Below are 25,481 nucleotides of genomic sequence, written 5' to 3'. Positions count from 1 at the left end.
TTCATGATTATAATAATAGTATCTTTATTTCCCCCAACTTTTTTGACGAAAAATGAACGCATTGAATAATGTGCGAAATGCTTTATTTATAAAGGCTTTTCTTCCTTTTCCTTGTCAGGTTATCTAACTTCTTCACAATTTATATCGTAAATTTTTTTATTATTTAGAAGGAGATTTCATTCGCAAGACAAATACTAACGGTAACGTATTATTATTTAGGAGGTATAGTATGAGTTCCTCAGAAGTGAAGATTAGTACCGAAGAAAAAGCCGCAGATTTAATCGTTGAAGAGTTACTACGAGAAGGTGTCGAGTGCGTTTTCGGAATTGTCAGTATTCATAACATGCCGATGTACGATGCGCTCCTTCGAAGCAATAAGATTAAAATCGTCAACGCTCGTGGCGAAAGCGGTGCCGTAAATATGGCTGACGGATATGCTCGCTCTACCGGAAAGCTCGGTGTCGTTCTTACGAGTACAGGAGCCGGTGCTGGCAACGCGGCTGGTGCGTTGACAGAAGCCTGGAATGCAGGCACACCACTTTTACACCTTACAGGAGACGTGGCGAGTGCATTTGTCGGAACGTCTAAACGGTACATTCATGAATGCAAAGATCAATTAAAAATGATGGACGGTGCATGTAAAACGGCCATTGCAGTGACTGACCCGACGAACATCCAGACAGTCGTACGTGAAGCAATCAAACAGACGAAAGCACAGCCTACAGGACCGATTACAATTCAAATTCCGATTGATATGCAATCAAAGCTCGTCAATCGTTCCATCATTCAACAAGAACCACAACTAAATCGGGGAACATTTACGCTCGATTCAGAAGTTCTTTCGAAAATTCAATCAGCAAAGCGACCTGTGCTTTGGGTCGGTGGAGGTGTCGTGAAAGCTTCTGCACATCAATTACTTGCACAGTTCGCAGAGCAAATTGGCGCAGCTGTTATTACGAGCGAGTCTGGAAAAGGTGCCATACCAGAAGACCATCCACAATGCATCGGAAATTATGCGGCAACCAAACCGACGATCGACCTTTTGAAGTCAGCCGATCTACTGATCAGTATTGGCGTACGCTTTCGCTGGAACGAAACGGGAAACTATTCTGTCCCAATTCCAGATGAGCACATTACGATTAATGCCGACGCCCTATCGATTAACCGAAACTATGATTGCCAACATGCACTCATCGGTGACGCTTATGACATACTCGATGCCCTTACAAAGCAATTTGAAGGAGAATCATTCACCGATAAATCAAGCTTCTTAGCTGAAGTAACAGCAGTCAAAGTTCAAGTAGACCGTGAGCTACGCGAAGCGATGAGTCCATATGGAGAAATTGCCGATCATATGCGCCGTGTCATGCCAAAGGACACCATCTTCGTTCGTGACATTACACTTCCAGCTTATCAATGGGGACACCGACTTATCCCGATTTATGAGCCTAGAACGTCCATCCACGCAACAGGAGGAGGAATCGGGCAGAGCTTACCTACAGCGATTGGCGCACAAATTGGACAACCAAACCAAAGATGCCTCGTATTCGCTGGAGACGGCGGTTTCATGGTGAATTTAGGTGAGATGGCAACCGCTGTTGAAGAAAAGCTCCCATTAGTCGTCGTTCTCTTTGATGATCACGGCTATGGTGTATTGCGTAACATCCAAGATGCAACATACGGACGCCGTGTTGCTGTTGATTTGCACACACCAGACTTCATTCAACTTGCCCAATCTATCGGCTTTCAGGCAACTCGCGTAAAAACGACCGATGATTTTGGAGAAGCACTAGAAAACGCTGTTCAAGAACCAGGTCCTACAATGGTTGTCGTCGATATGATCAGCATTGGCCCACCTGCAAAAGCTGGTGGTATATCCCCTGCTGTAGCAAAAGAGTTCGAACCTAAATAGCAAAATCTAGTGAGAGACGAGGAGGAGAATCTATGAAAGTCCAGCTTTCTGCAAAGGAAAGAATTGATCACTATATTAACGAAAACCAGACAGAGTTAGTTGAAGCCATCCAAGAAGCCGTACGCATGAAAAGCGTAGTTGGTACTGAACAAGAGATGATTCATTTTATGAAACAAAAATATGAAGATCTTGGTCTAGAGACCGTCACCGTTCAGCCAGACTATGAAAAGATTCAAGATCATGAAGGCTTCTCCAGTTCGGGCCTTTCTTTTGATAACCGTTACAATGTAATCGGCATCTACCATGGTGACTCCGATAAACGATCACTCACACTCGAAGGTCACGTTGATGTCGTATCCGCAGAGCCGATCGAATTCTGGACGAAAGATCCGTACGCCGCAATTATTGAAGGAAATCGTTTATACGGTCGCGGTTCTATGGATATGAAATCCGGTCTCCTTGCGAACTGGTTTGCACTAAAGGCATTACTTGATCTTGGCTTAAAGCCCGCTGGAACCGTTCAATTGCACAGCACGATTGAAGAAGAGTCCGGCGGTGCAGGTGGTGCGCTCACTTGTCTTGACGAAGGGTACGTCACTGACGGATTTATTACGACAGAACCTCACAGCTTAAACGTCACCGTTTCTCATACTGGCGTAATGTACTTTCGCGTAAGTGTGTACGGTAAAACCGCCCATGCAAGCCGAACCCAAGATGGCGTCAATGCGATCAGTAAAATGTATCCGATTTATCATGCGCTTCAACAGCTTGAAGAAACTCGCGCTGAAGAAGTTCAATTTGAACTTTATCAACGTGGTTCTGATAAGCAATCCGTCAACTTAAATATCGGAACGTTCCAAGCTGGTGACTGGGCGTCCAATGTTGCAGGGAAAGCAACCATTGAATGTCGCATCGGTTTTATCCCTGGTGAAACACGGGAACAAATTCGTGACTTAGTGGAGAAGACAATCTTAAACGCTGTCGAAGATGATGGGTGGTTAAGAAAACACCCCCCACAAATTGAGTGGTACGGCTGGACAACAGAAGCATGGTATCAAGATCCTGATGATGACTATGTACAAGAGTTTCTTCAAACAGCGAAAGACGTGCTCGATACGAATGACGTACAAATCATCGGCAGAACAGGCGGGAATGATGCACGCTTCACACAATACTACAATCGACCAGGCATCGGTTTTGGACCCGTCGGTTCAGGCGCTCACTCTCCTGATGAATACGTTGAAATTGATAGTGTCCTTAAAACGGCGAATGTACTTGCTAACCATATCCTTGAATGGACAGCGAAAGATCGCAAACACGACTCTAACTAAAGGTAGGGATGACAAACATGAAAAAGTTTCCTAGGTTTGCTTTGGTTACCATGATTGGCACTGTTCTTCTATCCGCATGTGGTAATGACTCAGGAGATACAGAAAGCTCTGCTGAACCAACAGAAGGAGCAACGACTGGAGGAGAGTTGAAAGTTGCTTACTCCGCACAACCTCCGATTCTTGACGTACATGAATCATCGGCAATTGCAACGTCGGATATGATGCGGCACGTCTATGAAAGTCTCGTAACGGTCGATTCCTCGTACAACATCGAACCGATGCTGGCGGAATCCTATGAATTAAGCGAAGACGGTACTGCCATTGAGTTCGTTTTGCGAGAAGATGTTCTCTTTCATAACGGCGAAACGATGACCGCTGAAGATGTAGTTGCTTCGATGGATAAGTGGCTAGACTCCCCAGGTAACGGCAACAAGCTTCCCGATGAGGCAACCATTGAACAACTTGATGACAAGACGGTCGTATTAGATTTAGGTGAGCCGATGGCAACTGCCCTGCCTATCCTTGCTTTTAACAGCGTAGGTTTCCCAGCCATTATGCCTGCTGAGATTGCTGAAGAAGCTGATGGCACTGGCGTTAAAGAGTACATTGGAACTGGTCCATTCAAATTCGATGAATGGATTCAAGACCAACATATTAAACTCGTAAAGTTTGAAGACTACGCTATCCGCGATGAACCAGCTGATGGTCTTGCAGGTGCGAGAGAAGCTCTTGTTGATGAATTGCTTTTTGAATTCATTTTGGATTCTTCTACCCGTGTTTCAGGCATGCAGTCCAGACAGTTTGACGTCGCTCATGCAGTGCCATTTGATAACGCTGATCAGCTTGAAAGTGATCCAAATTTAACAAACCATACGTATCCAGGCGCCTATTTGACAATTCACTTCAATAAACGAGAAGGATTCTTTACAGAACAAGATGCAAGACAAGCTTTAGCAACGTCCATTGATAGTGAAGCCATTTTAACAGGTGCTTATGCAAGTGATGACTATTACGTTCTCAACCACAATATTATGATGTACCATCAACTCGAACAATGGCCAAGCGATGTCGGTCAAGACATCTACAACACGAACGACTCGAGTAATATGGATGATTATTTAAGTGACATCGGTTATGACGGGGAAGAAATTACGATTATCACGACCCGTGATTACGAGGATCAGTACAACGGTTCAGTCGTTCTTCAACAACAGATGGAACAAATGGGTCTCAATGTAAAAATCGAAGTGTACGACTGGCCAACATTACTTGAAATGAACCAAGATGAAAATGCTTATGACATCTTTGTATTAGCGAACGTATCGGCAGCAGAGCCAGGCTCAAATGTTTTCATGAACCCGGATTATCCAGGTTGGAGTGAAGTGCCGTCGGTTGTCGATGACTTCCGTGCTTCTGCCACACTTGAAGAAGCACAAGACAAATACGATGAAGTTCTTGAGTGGTACTGGGAGTATATCCCTGTCGTACGTATTGGAGATTTCAAACGGGTGGCAACGACCCAGGAGTATATTGACAACTTCCGTTATCAAGACGGGTTTGTGTTCTGGGGTGTTTCCAAAAACGATTAATGCTACTGCTCCCACAAGTTTGTGGGAGCTTTTTTTCGTTGTTGCAGTGAAGGCACCCCTCAGAATACTAAAACGGCATCACTCATGATGAGCGATGCCGTTTATTGGTATGACTTTAATCGTTGGTGCTTCCATTCCGTAATGCTCGTATCGACCGCTTCTCTAGCCTCATCTACTTCGTTCATCATATGAATAAAACTATGCACAAGCCCTGAATAATTATGAACGACCGTTTTTGTGCCTGCTACTTGTAAGTGTTCTGCATAGCGTAGTCCATCATCACGCAGTGGGTCGTGCTCTGCGGTGATAATGACTGATGGTGGTGCACCGGATGCAGAACCTAATAGCGGATTCGCTTTCCAACACTGGCTAGGCGCATAACATGACTCGTACCAACGAAGTTGAGCGGTCGTTAGATTTAATCCTTCTCCATGAACGAGATGAGCGTCAGACTGATCATTAAGAAGGAGCCACGGGTAATACAACAACTGTGCATCTACTACAAAATCGTTATGAAGTTGATTGTTCAACATCACACTGACTGCCAAATTCCCACCAGCGCTATCACCTGAAAGCGTTAATCGCTTTGGCTCCCCTCCGTATTGCTGAGCATTTGTTGCTGCCCATTTCGCTGCCACATACGCGTCTTCAAACGCAGCTGGGAACGGATGCTCTGGAGCAAGTCGATAATCAACTGATACGACAATCGCTTCACTTTTGTAACAGAGATAACGACAAAATCCATCGATCGTTTCAAGGTCCCCAACGACAAAGCCGCCCCCGTGGTAATAAACGATCACAGGAAACGGCGCCGTACCTTTAGGCGTATACAAACGAATTGGAACAGAGCGTTCACCATCTATTGCCGATAAATCCTCAGACGAGGCAACGATCGCTTCGGGCATGCTACTTGCATGTCGCGCTTTTACGTATTCACTTCTTAGCTGCTCAATTTCTTCCAAAGAGGATGGCAATTGTTCATGCTGACTACGTTCAATAATATCTCTAATCGCTGGATGTAAACTCATACTGGCCTTTGTTCCTTCTCCATAAATACAAACTCTGTATCCTCGAAATCAAATTTACCCGTACGATAAACGCTATATCCGAGCTTTTCATATAAGAAAATGTTCTTTTCAGACTTTGCACCGGTAAACAACCTGTACACGACTGGATCAAACTTAACTTCAATTTCTTCCATTAACGCTTGACCAATTCCTCGATTCCGACAAGCAGGATGAACCATTAATTTGTTAATGTAACAGACACCATCCTCTTGAAACGCACGAACAGAGCCGATGATTACGTCGTCTTCCACGTACTTCAATACTATATTCTTCTCAAACGATTTCTTAGCTGTCTCAAGATCTTCTTTTAGTGGCATAATGGTGTAGTCATTGTAGATCTCCGCTTCAGAAACATACGCTAACTTTTGTAAATTCAATATGTGACAAGTATCATTAACTGTTGCCTCAACAATCTTTCCCATGACTGCTCCACCTACTTTCGATATAATCCCAAGTAAATTAATGTGATTAATCTATATTATACCCGATTTATTGAAAAAGGTGAAGCGATAACAAAAAAACTACGATGAAGTTCATCGTAGTTAGCGATCTAGAAACTAAAATGATTATAATACCTACATATCCACTGGACTGTAAGGAAGAAAGCCCTGGTCTTAGAAACAGGGCTTTCTCGACAATCTGCAGGCGATGATGTTGCTTATGCCTTCGTAGTCACACTCTCAACGTAGGTAGCTGCGGTTTCTCCACTTAACTTCCCAAATACTGCCCCTGACATTAGTCCAGAACCGCCTGGGTAATTCTCATAGAACAAACCGCCTACCATCTCACCTGCTGCATAGAGACCACCAATAGGTTGCTCTTCTGAATCGAGTACTTCTGCTTGGTCATTCACTTTAATACCACCGAACGTAAACGTAATTCCACACGTTACTGGGTAAGCATAAAACGGTGCCTCATCAAATGTAAGCGCCCAGTTTGATTTAGCTGGAGTTAACCCTTTTGTAGACTTGCCATCCTTTACACTTGGATCGTAGTCACCTTCTTGAACAGACGCATTGTAAGTGTGAATTGTTTCCAAGAACTTCTCTTTCGGTACGTTCATTTTCTCTGCAAGCTCTTCTAAAGAATCAGCTTTCACAACGGACGCTTCTTCCAATTCGTACTCTACTCGAAGAAGAGGACGTACTTTTTGATCGTAAAGTTGGAATGCCTTTTGTTCAGGTTGCTTTAATGTTTCTTTCCCATATTTAGCATACGTATAGTTTCTAAAATCTGCACCTTCATCAACGAATCGGACGCCTTCATTGTTCACGATCAAACCAAGTGGATACGATGACTTCTTATAAATATCTCCTGGCTTCTCAAAGTCACCAACTCGTGGTGCATTGTAATCTGTCGTATGCGCATGACACGCTGACCAATCTCCAATTGGCGTAGCCCCTGCTTCAATCGCCATATCAAGTCCATCACCCGTATTATGCTCGGTTCCACGTACGACCGCATTTTTCCATTCATCACCGATGTATTTCATTCGTTTTTGTTCACTTGCTTCAAAGCCACCACATGCAAGGATCACGCTTTTTGTGTCGATTTGCATTTCCTTACCGTCTTGCTCAACAACAAGTCCAGTAATTGCGTTGTCAGACTTTACGAGTGACGTCCCCTTCGTGTTATACAGAACATCAACGCCTAATTCGTCCGCACGCTTCCACCAAGCCGTCATGAGACCAATGCCTTTTTGGTACGTTTTAACTGGCAGACCGCCCCAGAAGCTCATTTTGTTATCTTTTTCAAAGTATTGATTTTCGTTAACGATAAATTCCACTCCGTGTGATTGCATCCACTTGATCGTCGGATACGACTGTGACGTTAAGACTTTCGCTAAAGCGGGTTCGCTTTTACCATTTGTCACTCGCATAATATCATCGTAATATTCTTTCTCACCGTAAACAGGCATATCAACACGGTCGTAATCCTCATCTTTTAAGTCACTATATACAGAGCGAAGCCCTTCAAGATCACCATAAGCCATGCGAATCGCACCATCCGTAAAGTATGAGTTGCCTCCACGCTTATCTTGTGAACCTTTTTCAACGACGAGTACGCCCATACCCTTTTCACGTGCAGAGATCGCTGCGCTAAACGCTGCATTTCCTCCACCAACAACAATCACATCATACGATTTAGAATAGCTTTCCATTGTAAGTCCTCCTCATAAGCAGTACCTCTTTGTTACTTCTAGTATAAGAAAGCACTTACAATAAATGAAATATTAATATTTTAGAGTATCTCATAAAATATTTTTATCAGAGTTGATTGTTTTTAAGGTACTCAATGAAGCGATGTACAATCGATAGATTTTGAGTTTGAGGATGATACATTAAATACGTATTTCTCGTAACGGGTTCACCGTTCTTTCTATAGATGCCTTGTTTATACAACTGATCTGACTCAAGAAGACAAATGTCAGGCACAATGGCAAACCCGAAATTCTTTTTGACCATTTCTTTACACGTCTCAAGTCGGTCGACTTCCATCTCAACTGTAGGAGGATTCTTAAACTGGTCGATCCACCATTCATTAATGGTTTCTTTTAATGAGCGATCCGTTTCATAATTAATTAATCTTCGTTCATCAAGTGAATTAAGATCAATTCTCTCTTTGGAAATGACTTGTAGCTGCTCTTCACGCAGGAGATATTTCTCACCGTGCCATGTATAGTCATTACGTACAATCGCTACATGAACTTGTGACTGTTGCAACATGGCATAGACTTCATTGCTTAGTCCTGATTGCACGTGAAACTGGACATTAGGGTAAAGCTCAGAAAACCGGTGCAACATCTCAGGCAATACATATTGAGCAAAGTTACTCGAGACTCCAATTCGAAGAGTCCCTTGGACGTTGCTTTGTAAGTCTTGCAATTCGTCTTTCGTTCTTTGCAATGCCTCCAACATGTCTTTGGCATATGATACGAGATGCTCTCCCTCTGTGGTGAACTCTAATCCACTTTTCGTTTTATAAAACAACGTGACCCCAAATTCTGACTCGAGGTTTTTCAATCGATAGCTCAGAGAAGGTTGGGATACGTATAGTTTCTCTGCAGATCGCGTCATATTCTTCTCTTCAAAGATGGTCTTGAGCATAAACCAATCCTTTTGATCCATAAGCCACCCTCCTATTGTGCTAATATTATAAAACAATTTAATCGGATTTAATAAAAAATTATTATTTTATTTATAATTATTTTTAGTATATAGTTACCCATACGATATTAAGTCTAAAAAAAGAAAGCGCTTCTTTCATTATACAATAATTTTTATCCTATAATGATAGCGCTATCATCGAATACATCTTCAGAGGTGATCGTATGTGGAAACCTGTTTTAATTAGTCTACCTATTTTACTGCTTGTCGCTTGTAATTCAAGTGCCTCAAGTGAAGGAACTGAGTTCCCAACAGAACGTATGGAACTCATCGCTCCAGCTTCTCCTGGCGGAGGGTGGGACATGACCGCACGGTCCGTTCACCGGGCGATGACGAGTGATGACATCATTACCCAAGATTTCAACGTTGAAAACATGCCTGGTGGTGGCGGCGAAGTCGGTTGGCAATATTTACAGCGCCAAGATGCTCACTCTACTTCTGTAAACTCTAGTCTTCTTTTGACAAACAACTTGCTCGGTCAAAGTGATTTATCCTATGAAGATTTTACACCGATCGTCATGTTACTGACAGAATGGATCGCTTGGGCAACAGCTACGAATGCTGACGTTCAAGACGCCGATGAGTTAATTACTCAATTACAAGATGATCCAGAATCGTTGATCTTCGGTCTTAGCCCTGCACTTGGAAGCGGTTACCATTTATCTATGTCTCAAATTGCTATGCTCTCTGGTGTTGAACCGCGAGATTTGCAAGTTCTCGTTTATGATAGCGGTGGTGAAGCAATGAATGCTTTGCTCGGAGGTCACATCGACATTCTCGTAAACTCAATGTCTGTACTTTCCAGTCAATATGAAGCAGGTGAAATTGATATTCATGCCGTAACGTCACCAGAACGTTTGGAGATGTTTCCAGACGTACCAACGTGGCAAGAACTCGGTGTTGATATTGAATTCCCCCATTGGCGTGGGGTAATGGGGCCACCAGATATGAGCGAAGAAGAAATTGCGCAATACGATGAATGGTTTGGTGAAATGGCAGAAAGTGAACAATGGCAACGGGATTTAGAATCAAATATGTTTTTTGACTTTTATATGGATAGTGCCGAAACAAAAGATTTCCTTGAAGAACAAAACGAGTTGTTTAATGACATTATTGAAAGTGTTGGCTTAATGCCATAGAGGTGTAGTCACATGTATATAATCCGTTTATCATTACCTGTTCTTTTTATTGTCGCAAGTCTTATCTATGCAATTATGATCTTTCAATTACAGCCCGCAATGCTCGGTGAACCGAATGCACCGCGGTATTTTCCACTCATTATTTGCACTGGAATTCTGATTTTTTCGATTGTCGACTTAATTAATATGAGAAAAGAGAACATTAGACAAAACGAAGACTTAGAAATGTTGTCTCGTAAAAGCACTTTAAAAGTCGTCGGGATCGTGCTTGGCTTCTGTCTCGTTTACACATTGATCTTTGAACATTTAGGGTTCTTAATCTCAACAATTCTTTTCTTAGGCGCATTACTCTTCTATCTGAACGGCTTAAAACATTGGATCTTGAATCTCTCAGTCACAATCATTACAGCATTTACAACGTGGTATACGTTTAGTTTCTTGCTCGAAATTAGCTTACCTTAGGAGGTTGCCGGTATGGACTTTAGCATTATCATCGATGGTTTATATACAGCGCTCCAACCGATCAACCTCATGTGGTTGGTGATTGGGGCAATACTCGGTACGATTGTCGGAATTCTGCCCGGACTCGGACCTGCCACAGGGATTGCTGTTTTAATCCCTTTAACATTCGGTATGGAACCGATCAGTGCTTTAATTCTAATGGCTGCCATTTACTATGGAGCGTTGTTTGGAGGATCAAGAAGTTCAATCTTAATTAACACGCCAGGGGACGGATCTTCGATTGCAGCAACGTTTGATGGCTATCCAATGACCAAAAAAGGACAAGCCGGACAAGCGATGTCTATTGCCGCAATCGCATCGTTAATCGGTGGGGTTATGGCGATCTTCGGCTTTATCTTCCTTGCCATCCCACTCGCTCAGTTCGCCTTGAACTTCGGCCCTGCTGAGTATGTCATGCTGTTCATTTTCGCACTATCTGCGGTCGTTGCGTTATCCATGGGTAATATTGCAAAAGGCTTCTTAACGATGTTTATCGGACTAGGAATTAGTACGATTGGTGTTGATTTACAATCCGGGGTTCATCGCTTTACATTAGATGTGCCACACTTGACCGATGGTATTGATTTCATTGTCATCATTATCGGAATTTACGCACTCGGTGAAGTACTCTATAACATGTTCAACATTAACAAAGCAAAGAAGCCAGACCAAAATATTGGTAGCAAATGGTTCACAAAAGAACAATGGAAAAAATCACTCGCACCGATCTTACGAAGTGGTCCCATTGGTTTCTTCCTAGGTATTCTTCCTGGGTCTGGAGGTACAATCTCCTCCTTACTCGCTTATAGTACACAAAAGCAAATCGCTAAGAACAAAGAGGAATACGGAAAAGGAGCTGTCGAAGGTCTTGTAGCACCTGAATCCGCGAATAGTTCCGCAGCTGTCGGCTCGATGATTCCGATGCTTACGATGGCTATTCCAGGCTCTGGCGCCACTGCGGTAATGTTAGGTGCACTCATTATGATTGGTATACAACCAGGTCCGCTCTTGTTCGAAAACAGCCCCGATCTCGTTTGGACATTAATTAACTCTATGTTCATTGGTAATATCATTCTTGTAATTATTAATATCGCAATGGTCGGGATGCTCGTTAAAGTCCTACATACACCGCCAAAAGTATTGTACCCACTCGTTCTCGTTCTTTCGTTCCTAGGTGCCTATACACTCGGATATAGTACGGTAGACTTTTACATTCTTATTCTTGCAGGTGTACTCGGTCTCCTATTGCGAGTGTTAAATTACCCAGTCGTTCCACTCATCTTAGCATTGATTGTCGGAAACGATATGGAGCAGAACTTTATGCGTGCAACAGTAATCTATGACGGTCCTGTATCGATTCTATTCGCATCACCAATTACAATCGGTCTCGCTTTATTAACCATTCTTTCTCTATCCTACCCACTCATCATTAAACTGCTAGGAAGACGTAAGAAAAAAGACCACCCGATGACCATGTAGAAAAAAGCTTGAGCTCTAAATAGAGTTCAAGCTTTTTTCTATAAAGCAATTGCTATCCTTCAAACATGCTTTATAAAACAAAATTCATGATTTTACCTTCAATAGTTAGCGAAAACCCATTCTCTTATGTAGGATTATACGTTATACTACTATTTATAGAAAATTTTAAAAAGGGAGGCTATTATGCGCCTTGAGTGGTCAGACTATTGCCACTACAACTTCGAATGTTGCTTCTTTGCGACAGATCCCCATCGTTAAACGCTCATGAGCGTGCTCTTCTTTTCTAAAAGAAAGCAACGAAGACTAGACATTCACAACTACAACTCCGATTCACAATCGAGAAAAGAAAGAGAGCGTATTATGGAACCTATTTACTTAGCTGTATTTTTCCTTGCCCTTGTTGCTCTAGGAGAAGTTCTCTCTATCAAATCAAGAGCAAAAATTCCGACATTACTCGTCGTCATCGGGATCGTATTCATTTTACTTCAAGCCGAAGTACTTCCGCCTGAATTCATTGAAGCAACTACATTTGTTGCCTTCGGAAGTATGCTCGTCCCTATTCTAATCGTTCACTTAGGAACGATGATTCCTCTCTCTGTGATGAAAAAGCAATATCAAGCCGTCATTATTACTGGAATTGGCTTACTTATTTCAGTCGTTTCCGTATTAACGATCGTCACTCTTCTGTTCAACTACGAGACCGCCGTTGCAGGAACTGGTCCGATTACAGGCGGAATCATTGCCTACTTAATTACTGCTGAAGGATTACGCGCTGCCGGTTTGACAACGCTTGTTGCCATCCCAGTTACGATCTTCGCTTTACAGAACTTCATCGGAATGCCATTAACATCGATTCTACTTAGTCGCTATGCGAAAAGCATTCGTACCGATACTGATAATCATCATTACGCGAAGCTTGCTGCAGCCACAGATCAAAAGAAACAAGCAAAGAAACCACTCATTCCTGAGCGCTACTTAGAAAGTAACTTTATCATCTTATTCATCCTTTTCTGCGGTGGAGCCTTAGCAGTATTCCTTGACCAAATAACGGGAATTAATGCCAGTTTGTTCGCGCTTGTCATTGGTGTAACTGGAACGGCTTTACGTGCATTCCCAGAAAAAGCGTTAGAGCAAGCAAATAGCTCAGGAATTACCATGGTTGCACTATTTTTCGTCGTCCTTGCTTCCCTTGTTGGGGTGACTTGGAATGAGATTGTTGCGTCGATCGCTCCTGCACTAGCAATTATGTTCATCGGTATTACGGGACTTGTTCTAGGAGGTTTAATCGGCGCAAAAATCTTCAAATGGAAACCAACAAAAGCAATCCCTGTTGTTCTTACCGCACTTTACGGTTTTCCAGGTGACTATTTGATTGTCGAAGAAGTCGCAAGAAGTACAGGTCGTGACGAAGTGGAACGCAAGCGAATAATGGACGAACTTGTAGCACCTATGTTGATCGGTGGATTTACATCTGTAACCGTCGGATCGATTGCAATCGCGAGTATCTTAATTGGAACATTATCTTAGGAGGATTTAATCATGACAAACTATGCCATTCAAAATGTCACAGTCATTGACGGGACAGGTTCACAAGCGAAAGAAAATCAAACCGTGATTGTTAAAGACGGAAAAATTGAACAAATCACCTCAAGCAATTCTACATTGGATCCCTCATTTGAGGTCATTGATGGTGAAGGGAATTATTTACTTCCAGGGCTCATTGACACCCACGTTCATATGGCCATGCAAATGCGTAACGTACAAGATACGCTATTAACACCGTTCTCCTTTCGTTTTTACGAAAGCGTCGGTTACTTGAAAAAAACGTTACATACGGGAATTACGACCGTCCGCGACGCTGGTTTTGCTGATGTTGGGATGAAACGCGCCATTGATCAAGGGCTCATCGAAGGACCAAGAATGCAAGTGAGCATTAATCCTCTAACGATTACAGGTGGACATGGCGACAATTGGAACGTGTCTGGTGTCGATACGACGTTCCCTCACTATCCAGGTATGCCAAGCGGATTGTGCGATGGCAAAGAAGAAGTACGTAAAGTCGTTCGTCAAATGCTTCGCGCTGGCGCGGATGTCATTAAAGTCCATGCAACAGGCGGTGTTTCAAGCCCGACCGACCACCCTGAATTCACGCAGTTTTCTCAAGAAGAACTTGCTGTGATGGTCGAAGAAGCAACATTTAGAAACAGAGTCAAAGTCATGGCTCATGCACAAGGTGCAGAAGGAATTAAAAACGCCATCCGTGCAGGCATTCATTCAATTGAACACGGCATTTTCATTGATGACGAAGTCATTGAACTGATGCTTGAAAATGGAACGTATCTCGTTCCAACATTACTTGCGCCAGTAGCCGTACTTGAAGCAGCTGAGCACTCAAACACAATGGCGCCATTTGCCATTGAGAAATCAAAACAAGTCATCGAAACGCATAAAGAAAGTATTCAAAAAGCTTATAAAGCAGGTGTGAAAATCGCAATGGGTACAGACGCTGGTGTCTTCCCTCACGGCATTAACCTTCGTGAATTAGGTCTGATGTGCGACATCGGTATGAGCCCGATGGAGTCCATTGTTGCAACGACGAAAACAGCTTCTGAATGCATGGGCATCGACAAGGAACATGGAACCGTTGAAGCGGGTAAGGTTGCCGATTTAATCCTCGTCAATGAAAATCCATTAGAACGCATCCACGTTCTTGAAGATGAACGAAACATCCCGTTCGTTATGAAAGACGGTAAGATCGTTAAAAAGACTTTTTAATGAAATGAAAAGTAAGAGAAAGCCTGTGAGGTTTATAGTACAACCTTACAGGCCTTCTCTTTTTTATTTACACTTCATCATGCTTTTGGTGATTGATTACAGCCTGAACAAGGCTTTGGACAACAACAACGTATTCGAATAGATTGGGAAATCATTTGCTCACCTGTTACAACTGGTCCAGGTGGGACAGGCGGCGTAATGTTTTCAAACACCGCATACAAAATGAGGTTTCCTGTAGTCCCTTCTGGAATGACAGTAATGAAATTACCATCTGCATCTCGCCATCCGACAAACCGTAATCCTGGTATTGGATCAGGATCGTTCAATACGATTGGTAAATCAAAGATCGTATACGTTTGCGGGTTATTGCTCTGACCGCCTTGTAAATTTTCATACGTTATCGTGTATACCGCTGGTGCGATTTCCACTGCTGTACGTTCTGCATTCAGTCGAACCTCCCAACCATCAAATCCTGTGACCGGTTTTAAGAAAGCATCCGCGTCACTTTGGCTAAGAAGGGGGTATTCAGGTGTAGCGACCGCTACAGTAATAGGGATACCTTCAGGATTCGTCATAACATAAGGAGTGTTGTTCAATTGAATAGCTGACCCAGCGAGAGGACCTCGAATTTGTGCAACATTAGCACCAGAAGGAATATAAAGACCATTGGTAATGTTTCTTACTCCACTTATATTCAGAGTTCCGCCGTTGTAAATCCCTGGTCCGATCGGAGCCTCATTTGGAGTGGGCACTCCAATAATGCTTGCGTCTATTAAAGTTAGCGTACCTCCTGTACTTATATAGACAGCTCCTCCAATAAGTCCTGCAATGTTGCCAGAAATTGTTCCACCAATAGCCGTTACCGATACCCCAACACCTATAAAAATCCCACCGCCGTAACGACCTGCATAATTATTTAGAATTTGAGTACTATCCTCGATGATTACTGAGCCAGCTACAACAACAATTCCTCCGCCATTATTAGAAGCTAATTGTAAATTGTTGTTCGCAACATTATCTTGAATAACGACAGGACCAGTAGCACGTAATACACCGTTTGTTGCATTATAATAAATACCGCCGCCGTTCCCTTGAATGGAAGTATTGCCTGTAATCGTTGTCGCACCACTTAACATAAGATTCGCATTCGGATCCGCAATCCACACTCCGCCACCGTTGCCATTGGTAGAAAGATTATTTGATACATTCGTATTAGAGATGCTTGCGGTCAATACTCCGTTTGCTGCTGAGAAATGTATGCCCCCTCCGTCGAGAGTTGCTGTATTGTCTACCACAGTTGTTGATTCAATTGAAAACTGATCATTTCCATTTGCGGTTTGACCAAAGAATATTCCACCCCCATCAACAGTTGCAGTATTATTCATAAACATTGACTCTATAATTTGAGTAGTTGAGACTGCGGTGCTATTGATGACAATTCCCCCACCGCTACCTAATAAGCCTGCAACGTTTTCTGTAAACGTACTATTTATAACAGTGGTTGTAAGAAGTCCAGGTCCACCGATTAAAATTGCTCCGCCACCATTTCCTTCTGCTCTATTCCCTTCAAATACTACTGCATTCATTGCAATATCAGAAGGTTCCGACGAAGAATTCGCATAATAAAACCCACCTGCTTGCGAGTTGTTCGTGGAATTGTCTATAAACGCTACATTCGAAAGATCGCAAGTTCCTCCACCTGCTGAAGTTACTTGAAACCCTCCCGATGCGTTATTAGCAACATTCTCCCTTATCGTACCACCGGTCATGAGAACATTTGCACGGCTACTTGATAAGAAGTTTAAAAAGCCTGCACCACCGTTGTTATTTGCAACGTTTTCTACAAAGATTGCATTGCCTGATTGCACGTATTGATCCCCTACGTTTGTTGCAAATACATACACACCTGCTCCGTTGTTTGCGTTATTTTGACTAATCACTGCATTGCCAGTAACCGTTAAGGATAGTGGGACTGTATTTCCATTAATAAAATTGGATACATACACTCCACCGCCATTTGAAGAAGCCATGTTGTTTGCAATTTGAACGTTATCTCCTATGTTTAAGTTGCTACTTACACCTAGGACATACGACCGAAAATAGACCCCACCGCCAAATTGTGCACTATTTGAATCAATCAGAGCATCTTCTGAAATGGTCACCGAATCTGCATTATTCCGAAGAGCAACCATAATACCACCACCCGTCACCCTCGTGTAACAGTTCGTAATTCGAGCATTCCCTCTCATAACAAGTGTATTAACAGCACTCTCACTACCTCTTAGATAGACACCTCCCCCTTCTAAATAAGCATTATTGTTCCTCAGTAACGAACCTGCCTCCAAAAACAAACTTCCTCCGCTCACTGCAATCAAACTGCGATTCGTTGTGTCCCCAATAGGATGGTTTATCGCATCCCCATCCAATATTAAGTTCGACACTTGCATTGAACTATTCGAAATAATATTGAACATATAATTCGAAAACGCTAATTCACGACTTAATATATATGGCCCACCATTTCCACTTACGAATGTGACGTTGTAAGATATCGTGACTGTTTGACTGATCAAAAAATCATTTTCAATTACAATCGGATTCGTTTGTAGAGCAAGCTCCAGCAGTAGTTCTGTTTGATTTGTTGCCATTCTGATTCACCCCTCTACATCATGTTCTTATAACAGTTTATGTAGCGTTATCCATAGGTGGATGGTGTAATGACATTAGATGAATGTGGAGTTTTCAAATGGTTTTCTATAGAAAAAGGCTGCTCCTTAAAAGGTCCACTGATTAGTGACCTGTAAGGACAGCCTTTTCGTTAATACTTCACAACACCAATAATTAAGATCAACGCGACAATCGTCGGGATCGATAATACGAGTCCAGAAACCATAAACGTATTCGCCCAACCATGATCTTTGTCTTTTAAGTGCATGAAATAGTACAACTGTAAAAACAACTGAATGAACGCCAAGAAGATAATAAACGAAATGACAAAGCCTGGAGGTGCAACTTCTGCACCGACTGCAATAAAAGCGAGAAACGTCAATGCAATCATAAATGCAAAGGCGATAAATTGAATGCGCATCTCTCGTTCTGTTTTTACTTTCTCTTCGTTTGTCATTGCGCTTTTCTCAAATGGCTCTGATAAGTGGTCGGCCATATTCGTCAACCTCCTCCAATACCCATGAGATAAACGACTGTAAAGATAAATACCCAGACAACATCAATAAAGTGCCAGTATAAGCTAAACATATAGAACTTCGGAGCGTTCGTGAGCGTAATTCCAGCACGATTATAACGAATGAGCAACAACAGCACCCACCCTAAACCAAACACGACGTGTGCACCGTGCAAACCGACGAGTGAATAGAATGAGCTAGCAAATGCACTCGTTGAAAAGCCTAGCCCATAATGGACATACTCCACGAACTCATAAATCTCAAAGCCAAGGAAGGCAACACCGAGGAAAAAGGTGATCCACATCCACAGCTTCATTTTTTTAAACTGATTCTTCTTCATCGCCGTAATTGCAATGACACTCGTTAATGAACTCGTAAGTAAGATCATCGTCATAATAAATACGAGTGGCATATGGAATAGATCCGCCGCCTCAGGTCCACCTGCTGTACCGTTCCGAAGTCCAAGGTACGTTCCAAAGAAGGTGGCAAACATCGTCACTTCACCAGATAAGAACACCCAAAAGCCTACGAATTTATTCTTTCCTTCTAATGTTGCCCGCTCCGGATGAGCTGGCAAACCTTTCGAAACATCAACGGTTTCGCTCATCTGCTAACGCCTCCCGTTCCATAGCCTCAACGTTTTCTTTTGTAATGTGATAGCCGTGATCTTCTTTCCATGAGCGAACAGCCATTGATCCGAACATCACGAGCAAGCCAAGCACAACAACAATATACGGATTGATCCATGCATCCATATGTTTCATGATTAGCCCGAAACCTGCGATAAAAGAACCTAGAGCAATCATAAATGGTAAGAATGAACCGTTCGGCATGTGAATATCACCAAGTGGTTCTGTAGGTTTCATTTTTCCATCTCCGTGGATCTTTTCATAAAATAAAGGATCTAGAGATCTTACTTGAGGAACTTGCGCAAAGTTATACTCCGGCACAGGCGTGTGTGTCGCCCACTCCAGTGCACGGCCATCCCAAGGGTCATCAACGGGATGATTCGGTCTTTTCTTCGCTGAGTAGATGACATTAATTAATAACAAGATAATCGCCACCCCTTGCATGAATGCACCAATCGATGAAATCAAGTTCATTCCATCCCAACCTTGGTCAGCAAGATAGACGTTCACCCGACGTGGCATACCAATTAGACCAAGAATATGTTGAATAAAAAATGTTAAATGGAACCCAATGTAAAAGATCCAAAACATCCACTTACCGAGTGTCTCATTTAAACAGTGCCCAAACATTTTTGGGTACCAATAATACGTCGCACCGAGGAGGCCGAGCACAATCCCACCGAGAATAATGTAATGAAAATGGGCAACGACGAAGTACGTATCGTGGTACAAATGCGTCACCGGTGACATGGCAAGCATGATCCCAGTTACCCCGCCTAATACGAATGTCGGTACGAACGAAGAAGCACAGAGCATCGCTGTTGTAAAACGAAGCTTTCCGCCCCATATCGTGAATAGCCAGTTAAAGATCTTAATCCCTGTCGGTACACCAATTAACATCGTTAAAATGGCAAAGATTGAATTCGTAATTGGTCCGAGATTTAGCGTAAACATGTGGTGAACCCACACCATGAATCCTAAAAACCCGATGACAATCGTGGCAAATACCATCGCTGTATAACCGAATAAACGTTTCTTCGAAAATACAGGGATAATTTCTGAAATCATTCCGAATGCCGGCAAAACAAGAATGTATACTTCTGGGTGACCGAAAATCCAGAAAATATGTGGCCAGATGACCGCATTCCCTCCTGCTGCTGCTAAGAAGAACTGCCCATCAAACATTCGGTCAAGCATGAGTAACGCTAAACCTGCTGCAAGTGGGGTAAACCCAAATACGATTAACATTGATGTAATAAACGACGTCCAACAAAACAACGGCATTCTAAGCAAGGTCATCCCAGGGGCACGCATTGTAATCATCGTTACAATAAAGTTAATCCCTGAAATTAAAGTTCCAAACCCCGAGATTTGTAGACCGAGAACGTAGAAATCGAGCCCAATACCAGCATAATCTCGACTCGATAATGGTACGTACGCCGTCCACCCTGCATCTGGCGCTCCCCCAAAGAACCACGATAGACTCAGCAATATACCGCCGAAGAAGAAAAACCAAAACCCTAACGCATTTAAAAAAGGAAACGCAACGTCTCTCGCTCCAATTTGCAATGGAATGAAGTAATTCATGAAAGCAAAAAGTAACGGTGTTGCTGCCAAGAAAAGCATGATCGTACCGTGCATCGACAACAATTCGTTGTACGTTTGTCCGGTTACAAACGTATTTTCAGGAATCATAAGTTGAATACGAATTAAAATTGCCATAAGCCCCGCTTTTCCAAAGAATAACGTACCGGCTATTAAGTATAAAATCGCAATTTTTTTATGATCCACAGTCGTAAGCAAGTCCCATAAAAGACTTTTCTTAAGCGTATGTGCAGCCTCTCTGACCATATTTACAGCCCCCTTCAAACAATTCTCTGAACAGTTTGCCCCGAGCCATCGGCATTATGCATCGTTCTTTTTAGACAAAAATAAATAACCCCTTCCAATGCGCGCAATCATTGAAAGGGGTCATCCAGTTAGAGAAAATCATCCCAATAAAGGGACTAATCCTTGTGGTGCCTTGATGTTTTAAGTCAAGACAATACTAGTATGAGAACGTCCACCGGATTTTATACGTACGAGTTGCATATTCATGCTATGATGATGAAAAAGGGGGCAAATTTATGTTACCGTCAAGTGCAAAACGGATGACGAACGTTGAATTTTCGAAGATCAGGGAAATCTCTGCAAAAGCTGCTGAACGGGCAAATGCTGGTCATGATGTGTTCCGCCTCACATTAGGAGAACCTGATTTTGATACACCAGCCATCGCACAAGCTGCTGCGTTTGAAGCCATTAAAGCAGGCGACACTCATTATACCCCGAACACAGGAATCCAAGCGTTACGAGAAGCTCTTGCAAGCAAATTATCAAATGAAAACGGCATTCCCGCCAAAGCTGAAGAAATCATCGTCACAAATGGAGGAAGCGAAGCGTTATTGGATACGTTTCTTGCCCTTTTAAACCCTGGAGACGAAGTCATTATTCCAAGCCCAGCTTGGCCGAATTATGACTCTGCCGCTCATATGGCAGGAGCAACACCGGTACACATTCCAATGGAAAGTGCAAACGGAAAATTCATTTCACCTATTGAACAAATTGAAACGTCGATTACACCGAACACGAAAATCCTTGTCATCAACACACCACACAACCCGACAGGCGTGGTTCTCTCAAAGGAAGAATTGCAGGAACTTGCAAACTTGGCAACAAAACATAACCTTATTGTTGTATCCGATGAAATGTACGAGAAAATCATCGCAGATGAAACACCACATTACAGCATAGCCAGCTTTCCTGGCATGGCAGAACGAACGATTACGATTAATGGTTTCTCGAAAGCATATGCGATGACAGGCTGGCGTGTCGGTTATTTACACGCTCCAACCGCCTATTATCCGGCAATTTTTAGAGTCCACCAATTTAATACCGCCTGCACTCCTGGGTTTGCCCAGCAAGCCGCCCTTACACTTCTAAAAGATGGTGAACAGGCAGTCACTGAGATGAAAGAGTCGTTCCAACGACGACGAGTGCTACTACAGTCTGCGTTAGAAAAAGCGACGAACCTTACGGTCATGGAAGCAACAGGCGCGATCTACTTATTTGTTCACGTTCAGCACAATGACTCGAACATACGCGACTTTGCACTTCGCCTGTTAGATGAAACGGGTGTCGCTTGCGTTCCAGGAACTGCATTTGGAAGCGCAGGTGAAGGGTATTTACGATTATCTTACGCAACATCTGAAGAAGACTTACTAGAAGCGGCTAAACGTTTAGTCGCGTATGTCGGATAAAGACATGGTATAATAACGTGCAATCGTCTAGCACGGAGGTCAAGTATGGATCCACAACTAAGAAACGGAATGATTTTTGTATTCATCGGACTCGTTCTGTTATTTCTAACATTCATCGTCCACTTTTCTCTATGGTTATGGGCAATGATCGTTGGGGCGAGTTTTGTCATTAATGGCGTCGGGGTCGTTCACCTCATCCGTTATATTCGGAAGTTATAAGCATAAGAAGACCATCCGTTTTTATACGAATGGTCTTCTTTTTTTATCGCTTATTCATATCATTTGGAGCAAAACCTTGGCGCTCATTACGATTTAATTCATTAATTCTCTTCATTTGATCATCACTTAGCTCAAAATCAAACACATGTAAATTTTCGATAATTCTCGCTGGTGTAACCGACTTAGGGATGACGATGCGATTGTGTTGTAAATGCCAACGGAGAATTACTTGAGCCGGAGTACGACTTACATCTTCCGCAATTTGCACGATTGTAGCGTCTTGTAAGCTATCTCCTCCTTGGTTTAGAGGACTCCATGCTTCCACATAAATGTTATGTTGATCGCAAAACGCTCGCAATTCTTCTTGCTGCAAGTACGGATGGCACTCGACTTGGTTTAAAGCAGGAACAACTTCGCATTCATCGAGAAGACGTTGTAAATGCTCAATCTCAAAATTACAGACGCCGATTGCTTTTACTTTGCCTTCTTTATAAAGATGCTCAAGGGCGCGATAGGTTTCGACGTAATCATCAAACTGTGGCGTCGGCCAATGAACCAAATACAGATCTACATAGTCAAGCCCGAGCCGCTCAAGACTGGCTTCAAAAGCTTGTAACGTCTCGTTATATCCGTGATCATTATTCCAAACTTTCGTCGTGATAAACAATTCTTCACGCTTAACTCCTGAATTTCTGATCGCTTCCCCTACACCAGCTTCGTTTCCATAAACTTTCGCTGTATCGAGTGAACGATAGCCCGCTTCTAATGCGCGCTCGACCGCAGGAATTACTTTATCATTCTCAACTTTCCAAACCCCAAAGCCTAATTGAGGCATTTTAACGCCATTGTTTAATGTTACTTCGTACATCTCATTCACTCCCTCTCATTCTAATACGCCAAAATTATAGCATATTGTAGAGAAGTGGTCTTAAATAACGAATGAGTTCCTTATGATGCTCTTGAAGAAATTGACGAATGTCCGAAGGAGTCTTTTTCACTGTAATAACTTCTTCGAACTCTGGAATCTCTCCTTTATTCCTTAGCTGTTCATTGTGCCTGTTCACCCGTTTAACGAGCTGATCTCTCGTGAACGTTGAATGAAGCTGAAACACAATTGCAAGCCACCCCATGCGATCTGGGAAAACCAATTTATCTGCAAAAAAAGCTTTAACCTCACGGTCGTCTTTTACATTAATCCCTAGTTCCTCTTCTACTTCTCGTGTAACGTTACTGACCACATCAATCTCGTTTAACGACACATCTTCTTGATCAATCCCACCACCTGCACACTGAATAACACCCGGCTTCGCCGTTTGACCTCCCATTCTTCCAAAGAGAAGGTAACCGTCTGATGAAACGACAAACGCAACAGGTGCAAGGATTGGACACGCTTCTTCTTTAGATAAACGATTGTTTTTAGCATATAAATGATGTGCATAATCTGTTTCCTTCATCCCAATCGTTAACTCGTCTGCCGTTAGCTTTATATCATTCATTCGATACAATGTTCCTCGAAAAAACGTATTGTCTTTATTAATTTCTTGCCAATGTTGTTCAATGTTTTGTTGCGTTTCTTCTGAAACGTGTACTTTGCCCGCTTGGATTGGAAATTTCTGCTTTGCTGGTGCTTTTATGATGTTAATGTGGTCATCCATCGCTTTTCACCCTTCGTTATTCGTCTCGTAAACCCCCTTGCCATAAATAACTATCTTCAAGCGCATTTCCTAATCGTAGCAACAACGCTTCATTACCTTTTTGTGCCATCGCTTGTACGCCGATTGGCAAACCATTCTTACACTGATAGACCGGCAGTGAAATTGCAGGTTGACCTGTCATGTTAGAAAGTTGTGTAAATGGTGAATACGTTAAGCTCGGGAGAAACATCTCGTAAATGAGGGCTTGTTGTTGCAGTGGTTCAGACTCATTTAAGCGCTCGATCCATTTTGCTTTGTCCTTCTTTGAAGGGGTCAACTCTCCAATCTTAGGTGCGTGATCTGCCGTCGCAGGAGTTAGATACAAATCATACGTTTCATGAAAGCGAACCATTCGAACGAGCGCATCATCCCAACTAGCGATGCTTTTCGAATAATGATTCGCACCTATTTGTCTGCCTGCAGTTGCTAGCATCCACGTCTCCAATTCACAATCTTCTTCAGTGATCGTAATGCCCTTCGTCTTCTCAAGCGAATCCAGGACATTCGCCATTTCACCACTATTCATCACATAATAACTTTCCATCAAGTTCGTGCCATCAATCCCTGGTGAACAGTTCTCTACATAATGACCTTCCCGTTCAAGCCAGTAAGCCACTTGCCTAACAGCTTCTTTTGCACTCTCACTTACCTCCGTACCGACAGGGGATTGATCACTCCAGGCAACCTTTAACTTCCCTAATGGATTCTTAGAATCTTCTAAATATCGACCTTCAAATAACGGGATTTGAAACGCCGCTTCTAGTTGAAATGTTTGCAATTCATCTAGAACCGCTGCACTGTCTCTCACTGAGCGACTCACAACAAAGTCGATGGCCGCTCCTTGCCATTGTCTTCCTACACCAGGACCAACAGGCATTCTCCCTCTCGTTGGCTTTAGCCCTACGAGCCCTGTCCAAGATGCAGGTATTCGTATCGAACCACCGCCATCACTCGCCGCTGCAATCGGAACAATCCCAGAAGCAACCGCTGCAGCTGCGCCGCCACTAGACCCGCCGGGTGAATATTCCTTATTCCAAGGATTCCGTGTCGGCCCATGAATCGTAGGTTCAGTAATATTCTTAATGCCAAGTTCAGGAGAGTTCGTAAAGCCAGTAAATAAGAACCCTGCGTTTCTTAAACGATTGACATAATGACTGTTTCGCTGTGCGACACGCTTTTTCAATAACGTCGATCCTGCATCAATGACTTCTCCCTCTAGCATATGTGAAAGATTTTTGAGCAGTAACGGCACTCCGGCAAAACGTGTGTCTCGTCTCGCATACTCTGCTTCCGCTCTCACTTTGTCATAACGTTCATAAACAATCGCATTTATTTCGCGATTCTGTTGCTTTGCACTCGCAATGCTCGCTTCTACAACTTCCTTAGCACTCCAATCACGACTTATTAGCTTTTCGCTCAATGCAATGGCATCCATTTGCCTAAACTCTTGCTCCATTCTTCGCCCCTCCCAACCGAATTCTTAACTTGTTATTCTCTACCC

21 protein-coding genes are annotated in these 25,481 nt (G+C 42.9%); 10 read left to right on the top strand and 11 right to left on the bottom strand.

Translation table 11 applies throughout. The features are described from left to right. Positions 1-229: 229 nt before the first annotated feature. Genes JOD17_RS15790 through JOD17_RS15780 form a run of 3 tightly spaced genes read left to right on the top strand, consistent with a single transcriptional unit; the run spans position 230 to position 4,832 of the window. On the top strand, positions 230-1,912 hold the full coding sequence (locus JOD17_RS15790; RefSeq protein WP_204698913.1) for a thiamine pyrophosphate-binding protein: 1,683 nt from the start codon (positions 230-232) through the stop codon (positions 1,910-1,912). 32 nt (positions 1,913-1,944) lie between these two features. Beyond that, the gene (locus JOD17_RS15785) at positions 1,945-3,243 is read left to right on the top strand and encodes an ArgE/DapE family deacylase (protein WP_204698911.1); all 1,299 of its coding nucleotides are present in this window, start codon (positions 1,945-1,947) and stop codon (positions 3,241-3,243) included. A gap of 17 nt (positions 3,244-3,260) precedes the next feature. Continuing rightward, entirely contained in the window at positions 3,261-4,832 is a 1,572-nt protein-coding gene (locus JOD17_RS15780; RefSeq protein WP_239575616.1) for an ABC transporter substrate-binding protein, read from the top strand. Positions 4,833-4,933: 101 nt separating this feature from the next. On the opposite strand, the gene JOD17_RS15775 is transcribed toward JOD17_RS15780, so the two are convergent. From JOD17_RS15775 to JOD17_RS15760, 4 genes are all read right to left on the bottom strand, one after another. Continuing rightward, on the bottom strand, positions 4,934-5,860 hold the full coding sequence (locus JOD17_RS15775) for an alpha/beta hydrolase (RefSeq protein ID WP_204698908.1): 927 nt from the start codon (positions 5,858-5,860) through the stop codon (positions 4,934-4,936). After that, the gene (locus JOD17_RS15770) at positions 5,857-6,321 is read right to left on the bottom strand and encodes a GNAT family N-acetyltransferase (RefSeq protein WP_204698907.1); all 465 of its coding nucleotides are present in this window, start codon (positions 6,319-6,321) and stop codon (positions 5,857-5,859) included. Before JOD17_RS15770 ends, JOD17_RS15775 begins: the two co-directional genes overlap by 4 nt. 236 nt (positions 6,322-6,557) lie before the next feature. Continuing rightward, positions 6,558-8,060, bottom strand: coding sequence for an FAD-dependent tricarballylate dehydrogenase TcuA (gene tcuA, locus JOD17_RS15765; protein ID WP_204698906.1), 1,503 nt, complete (start codon positions 8,058-8,060; stop codon positions 6,558-6,560). A gap of 106 nt (positions 8,061-8,166) precedes the next feature. Beyond that, the gene (locus tag JOD17_RS15760) at positions 8,167-9,027 is read right to left on the bottom strand and encodes a LysR family transcriptional regulator (RefSeq protein ID WP_204698905.1); all 861 of its coding nucleotides are present in this window, start codon (positions 9,025-9,027) and stop codon (positions 8,167-8,169) included. A gap of 203 nt (positions 9,028-9,230) precedes the next feature. Between JOD17_RS15760 and JOD17_RS15755 the strand changes: the two genes are divergently transcribed. From JOD17_RS15755 to JOD17_RS15735, 5 genes are all read left to right on the top strand, one after another. Further along, complete coding sequence (locus JOD17_RS15755; RefSeq protein ID WP_204698904.1) at positions 9,231-10,205, top strand: tripartite tricarboxylate transporter substrate binding protein; 975 nt, start codon at positions 9,231-9,233, stop codon at positions 10,203-10,205. A 12-nt stretch (positions 10,206-10,217) separates the two neighbouring features. Beyond that, entirely contained in the window at positions 10,218-10,667 is a 450-nt protein-coding gene (locus JOD17_RS15750; protein WP_204698903.1) for a tripartite tricarboxylate transporter TctB family protein, read from the top strand. Positions 10,668-10,679: 12 nt separating this feature from the next. Beyond that, the gene (locus tag JOD17_RS15745; protein ID WP_204698902.1) at positions 10,680-12,185 is read left to right on the top strand and encodes a tripartite tricarboxylate transporter permease; all 1,506 of its coding nucleotides are present in this window, start codon (positions 10,680-10,682) and stop codon (positions 12,183-12,185) included. 360 nt (positions 12,186-12,545) lie between these two features. Continuing rightward, positions 12,546-13,712: a hypothetical protein gene (locus JOD17_RS15740; RefSeq protein ID WP_204698900.1), complete on the top strand. Its 1,167-nt coding sequence runs from the start codon at positions 12,546-12,548 to the stop codon at positions 13,710-13,712. A 12-nt stretch (positions 13,713-13,724) separates the two neighbouring features. Beyond that, positions 13,725-14,960 (top strand): metal-dependent hydrolase family protein, encoded by a 1,236-nt coding sequence (locus JOD17_RS15735; RefSeq protein WP_204698898.1) that lies wholly within the window; start codon positions 13,725-13,727, stop codon positions 14,958-14,960. A gap of 77 nt (positions 14,961-15,037) precedes the next feature. On the opposite strand, the gene JOD17_RS15730 is transcribed toward JOD17_RS15735, so the two are convergent. The 4 genes from JOD17_RS15730 to JOD17_RS15715 all read right to left on the bottom strand — a co-directional run bounded on the left by JOD17_RS15730 (position 15,038) and on the right by JOD17_RS15715 (position 20,622). Then, positions 15,038-17,608, bottom strand: a complete 2,571-nt coding sequence (locus JOD17_RS15730; protein WP_204698896.1) for a beta strand repeat-containing protein — start codon at positions 17,606-17,608, stop codon at positions 15,038-15,040. 170 nt (positions 17,609-17,778) lie between these two features. After that, complete coding sequence (locus JOD17_RS15725; protein ID WP_204698895.1) at positions 17,779-18,123, bottom strand: cytochrome C oxidase subunit IV family protein; 345 nt, start codon at positions 18,121-18,123, stop codon at positions 17,779-17,781. Positions 18,124-18,128: 5 nt separating this feature from the next. After that, positions 18,129-18,749 (bottom strand): cytochrome (ubi)quinol oxidase subunit III, encoded by a 621-nt coding sequence (locus tag JOD17_RS15720; RefSeq protein WP_169966587.1) that lies wholly within the window; start codon positions 18,747-18,749, stop codon positions 18,129-18,131. After that, positions 18,733-20,622 (bottom strand): cbb3-type cytochrome c oxidase subunit I, encoded by a 1,890-nt coding sequence (locus tag JOD17_RS15715; protein ID WP_204698893.1) that lies wholly within the window; start codon positions 20,620-20,622, stop codon positions 18,733-18,735. The genes JOD17_RS15720 and JOD17_RS15715 overlap by 17 nt, the downstream gene beginning before the upstream one ends. A gap of 275 nt (positions 20,623-20,897) precedes the next feature. Between JOD17_RS15715 and JOD17_RS15710 the strand changes: the two genes are divergently transcribed. Together JOD17_RS15710 and JOD17_RS15705 are read left to right on the top strand one after the other, a co-directional pair. Continuing rightward, a complete protein-coding gene (locus JOD17_RS15710; RefSeq protein WP_204698892.1) occupies positions 20,898-22,067 on the top strand; it encodes a pyridoxal phosphate-dependent aminotransferase in 1,170 nt (389 codons plus the stop codon). 45 nt (positions 22,068-22,112) lie between these two features. Next, positions 22,113-22,286, top strand: coding sequence for a hypothetical protein (locus JOD17_RS15705; protein ID WP_193745061.1), 174 nt, complete (start codon positions 22,113-22,115; stop codon positions 22,284-22,286). A 43-nt stretch (positions 22,287-22,329) separates the two neighbouring features. Here the strand turns inward: JOD17_RS15705 and JOD17_RS15700 are convergent, their stop codons facing one another. Genes JOD17_RS15700 through JOD17_RS15690 form a run of 3 tightly spaced genes read right to left on the bottom strand, consistent with a single transcriptional unit; the run spans position 22,330 to position 25,436 of the window. Further along, a complete protein-coding gene (locus JOD17_RS15700; protein WP_204698891.1) occupies positions 22,330-23,154 on the bottom strand; it encodes an aldo/keto reductase in 825 nt (274 codons plus the stop codon). Between the two features lie 34 nt (positions 23,155-23,188). Beyond that, a complete protein-coding gene (locus JOD17_RS15695) occupies positions 23,189-23,941 on the bottom strand; it encodes an NUDIX hydrolase (protein ID WP_204698890.1) in 753 nt (250 codons plus the stop codon). A gap of 16 nt (positions 23,942-23,957) precedes the next feature. Further along, a complete protein-coding gene (locus tag JOD17_RS15690; RefSeq protein WP_204698889.1) occupies positions 23,958-25,436 on the bottom strand; it encodes an amidase family protein in 1,479 nt (492 codons plus the stop codon). Positions 25,437-25,481: the final 45 nt, after the last annotated feature.

It is taken from the genome of Geomicrobium sediminis (genome assembly GCF_016908595.1).
Classification (GTDB): Bacteria; Bacillota; Bacilli; order Bacillales; family Marinococcaceae; genus Geomicrobium_A; species Geomicrobium_A sediminis.
Note: the sequence above shows the minus strand (reverse complement) of the source record. Positions and strands in the feature narration are given on the sequence as shown.

Bases quoted from the DNA above. Each gene is read 5' to 3' on its own strand.
- JOD17_RS15790 (WP_204698913.1), top strand. From the start codon at position 230: ATGAGTTCCTCAGAAGTGAAGATTAGTACCGAAGAAAAAGCCGCAGAT.
- JOD17_RS15785 (WP_204698911.1), top strand. From the start codon at position 1,945: ATGAAAGTCCAGCTTTCTGCAAAGGAAAGAATTGATCACTATATTAAC.
- JOD17_RS15780 (WP_239575616.1), top strand. From the start codon at position 3,261: ATGAAAAAGTTTCCTAGGTTTGCTTTGGTTACCATGATTGGCACTGTT.
- JOD17_RS15775 (WP_204698908.1), bottom strand. From the start codon at position 5,860: ATGAGTTTACATCCAGCGATTAGAGATATTATTGAACGTAGTCAGCAT.
- JOD17_RS15770 (WP_204698907.1), bottom strand. From the start codon at position 6,321: ATGGGAAAGATTGTTGAGGCAACAGTTAATGATACTTGTCACATATTG.
- tcuA (WP_204698906.1), bottom strand. From the start codon at position 8,060: ATGGAAAGCTATTCTAAATCGTATGATGTGATTGTTGTTGGTGGAGGA.
- JOD17_RS15760 (WP_204698905.1), bottom strand. From the start codon at position 9,027: ATGGATCAAAAGGATTGGTTTATGCTCAAGACCATCTTTGAAGAGAAG.
- JOD17_RS15755 (WP_204698904.1), top strand. From the start codon at position 9,231: ATGTGGAAACCTGTTTTAATTAGTCTACCTATTTTACTGCTTGTCGCT.
- JOD17_RS15750 (WP_204698903.1), top strand. From the start codon at position 10,218: ATGTATATAATCCGTTTATCATTACCTGTTCTTTTTATTGTCGCAAGT.
- JOD17_RS15745 (WP_204698902.1), top strand. From the start codon at position 10,680: ATGGACTTTAGCATTATCATCGATGGTTTATATACAGCGCTCCAACCG.
- JOD17_RS15740 (WP_204698900.1), top strand. From the start codon at position 12,546: ATGGAACCTATTTACTTAGCTGTATTTTTCCTTGCCCTTGTTGCTCTA.
- JOD17_RS15735 (WP_204698898.1), top strand. From the start codon at position 13,725: ATGACAAACTATGCCATTCAAAATGTCACAGTCATTGACGGGACAGGT.
- JOD17_RS15730 (WP_204698896.1), bottom strand. From the start codon at position 17,608: ATGGCAACAAATCAAACAGAACTACTGCTGGAGCTTGCTCTACAAACG.
- JOD17_RS15725 (WP_204698895.1), bottom strand. From the start codon at position 18,123: ATGGCCGACCACTTATCAGAGCCATTTGAGAAAAGCGCAATGACAAAC.
- JOD17_RS15720 (WP_169966587.1), bottom strand. From the start codon at position 18,749: ATGAGCGAAACCGTTGATGTTTCGAAAGGTTTGCCAGCTCATCCGGAG.
- JOD17_RS15715 (WP_204698893.1), bottom strand. From the start codon at position 20,622: ATGGTCAGAGAGGCTGCACATACGCTTAAGAAAAGTCTTTTATGGGAC.
- JOD17_RS15710 (WP_204698892.1), top strand. From the start codon at position 20,898: ATGTTACCGTCAAGTGCAAAACGGATGACGAACGTTGAATTTTCGAAG.
- JOD17_RS15705 (WP_193745061.1), top strand. From the start codon at position 22,113: ATGGATCCACAACTAAGAAACGGAATGATTTTTGTATTCATCGGACTC.
- JOD17_RS15700 (WP_204698891.1), bottom strand. From the start codon at position 23,154: ATGTACGAAGTAACATTAAACAATGGCGTTAAAATGCCTCAATTAGGC.
- JOD17_RS15695 (WP_204698890.1), bottom strand. From the start codon at position 23,941: ATGGATGACCACATTAACATCATAAAAGCACCAGCAAAGCAGAAATTT.
- JOD17_RS15690 (WP_204698889.1), bottom strand. From the start codon at position 25,436: ATGGAGCAAGAGTTTAGGCAAATGGATGCCATTGCATTGAGCGAAAAG.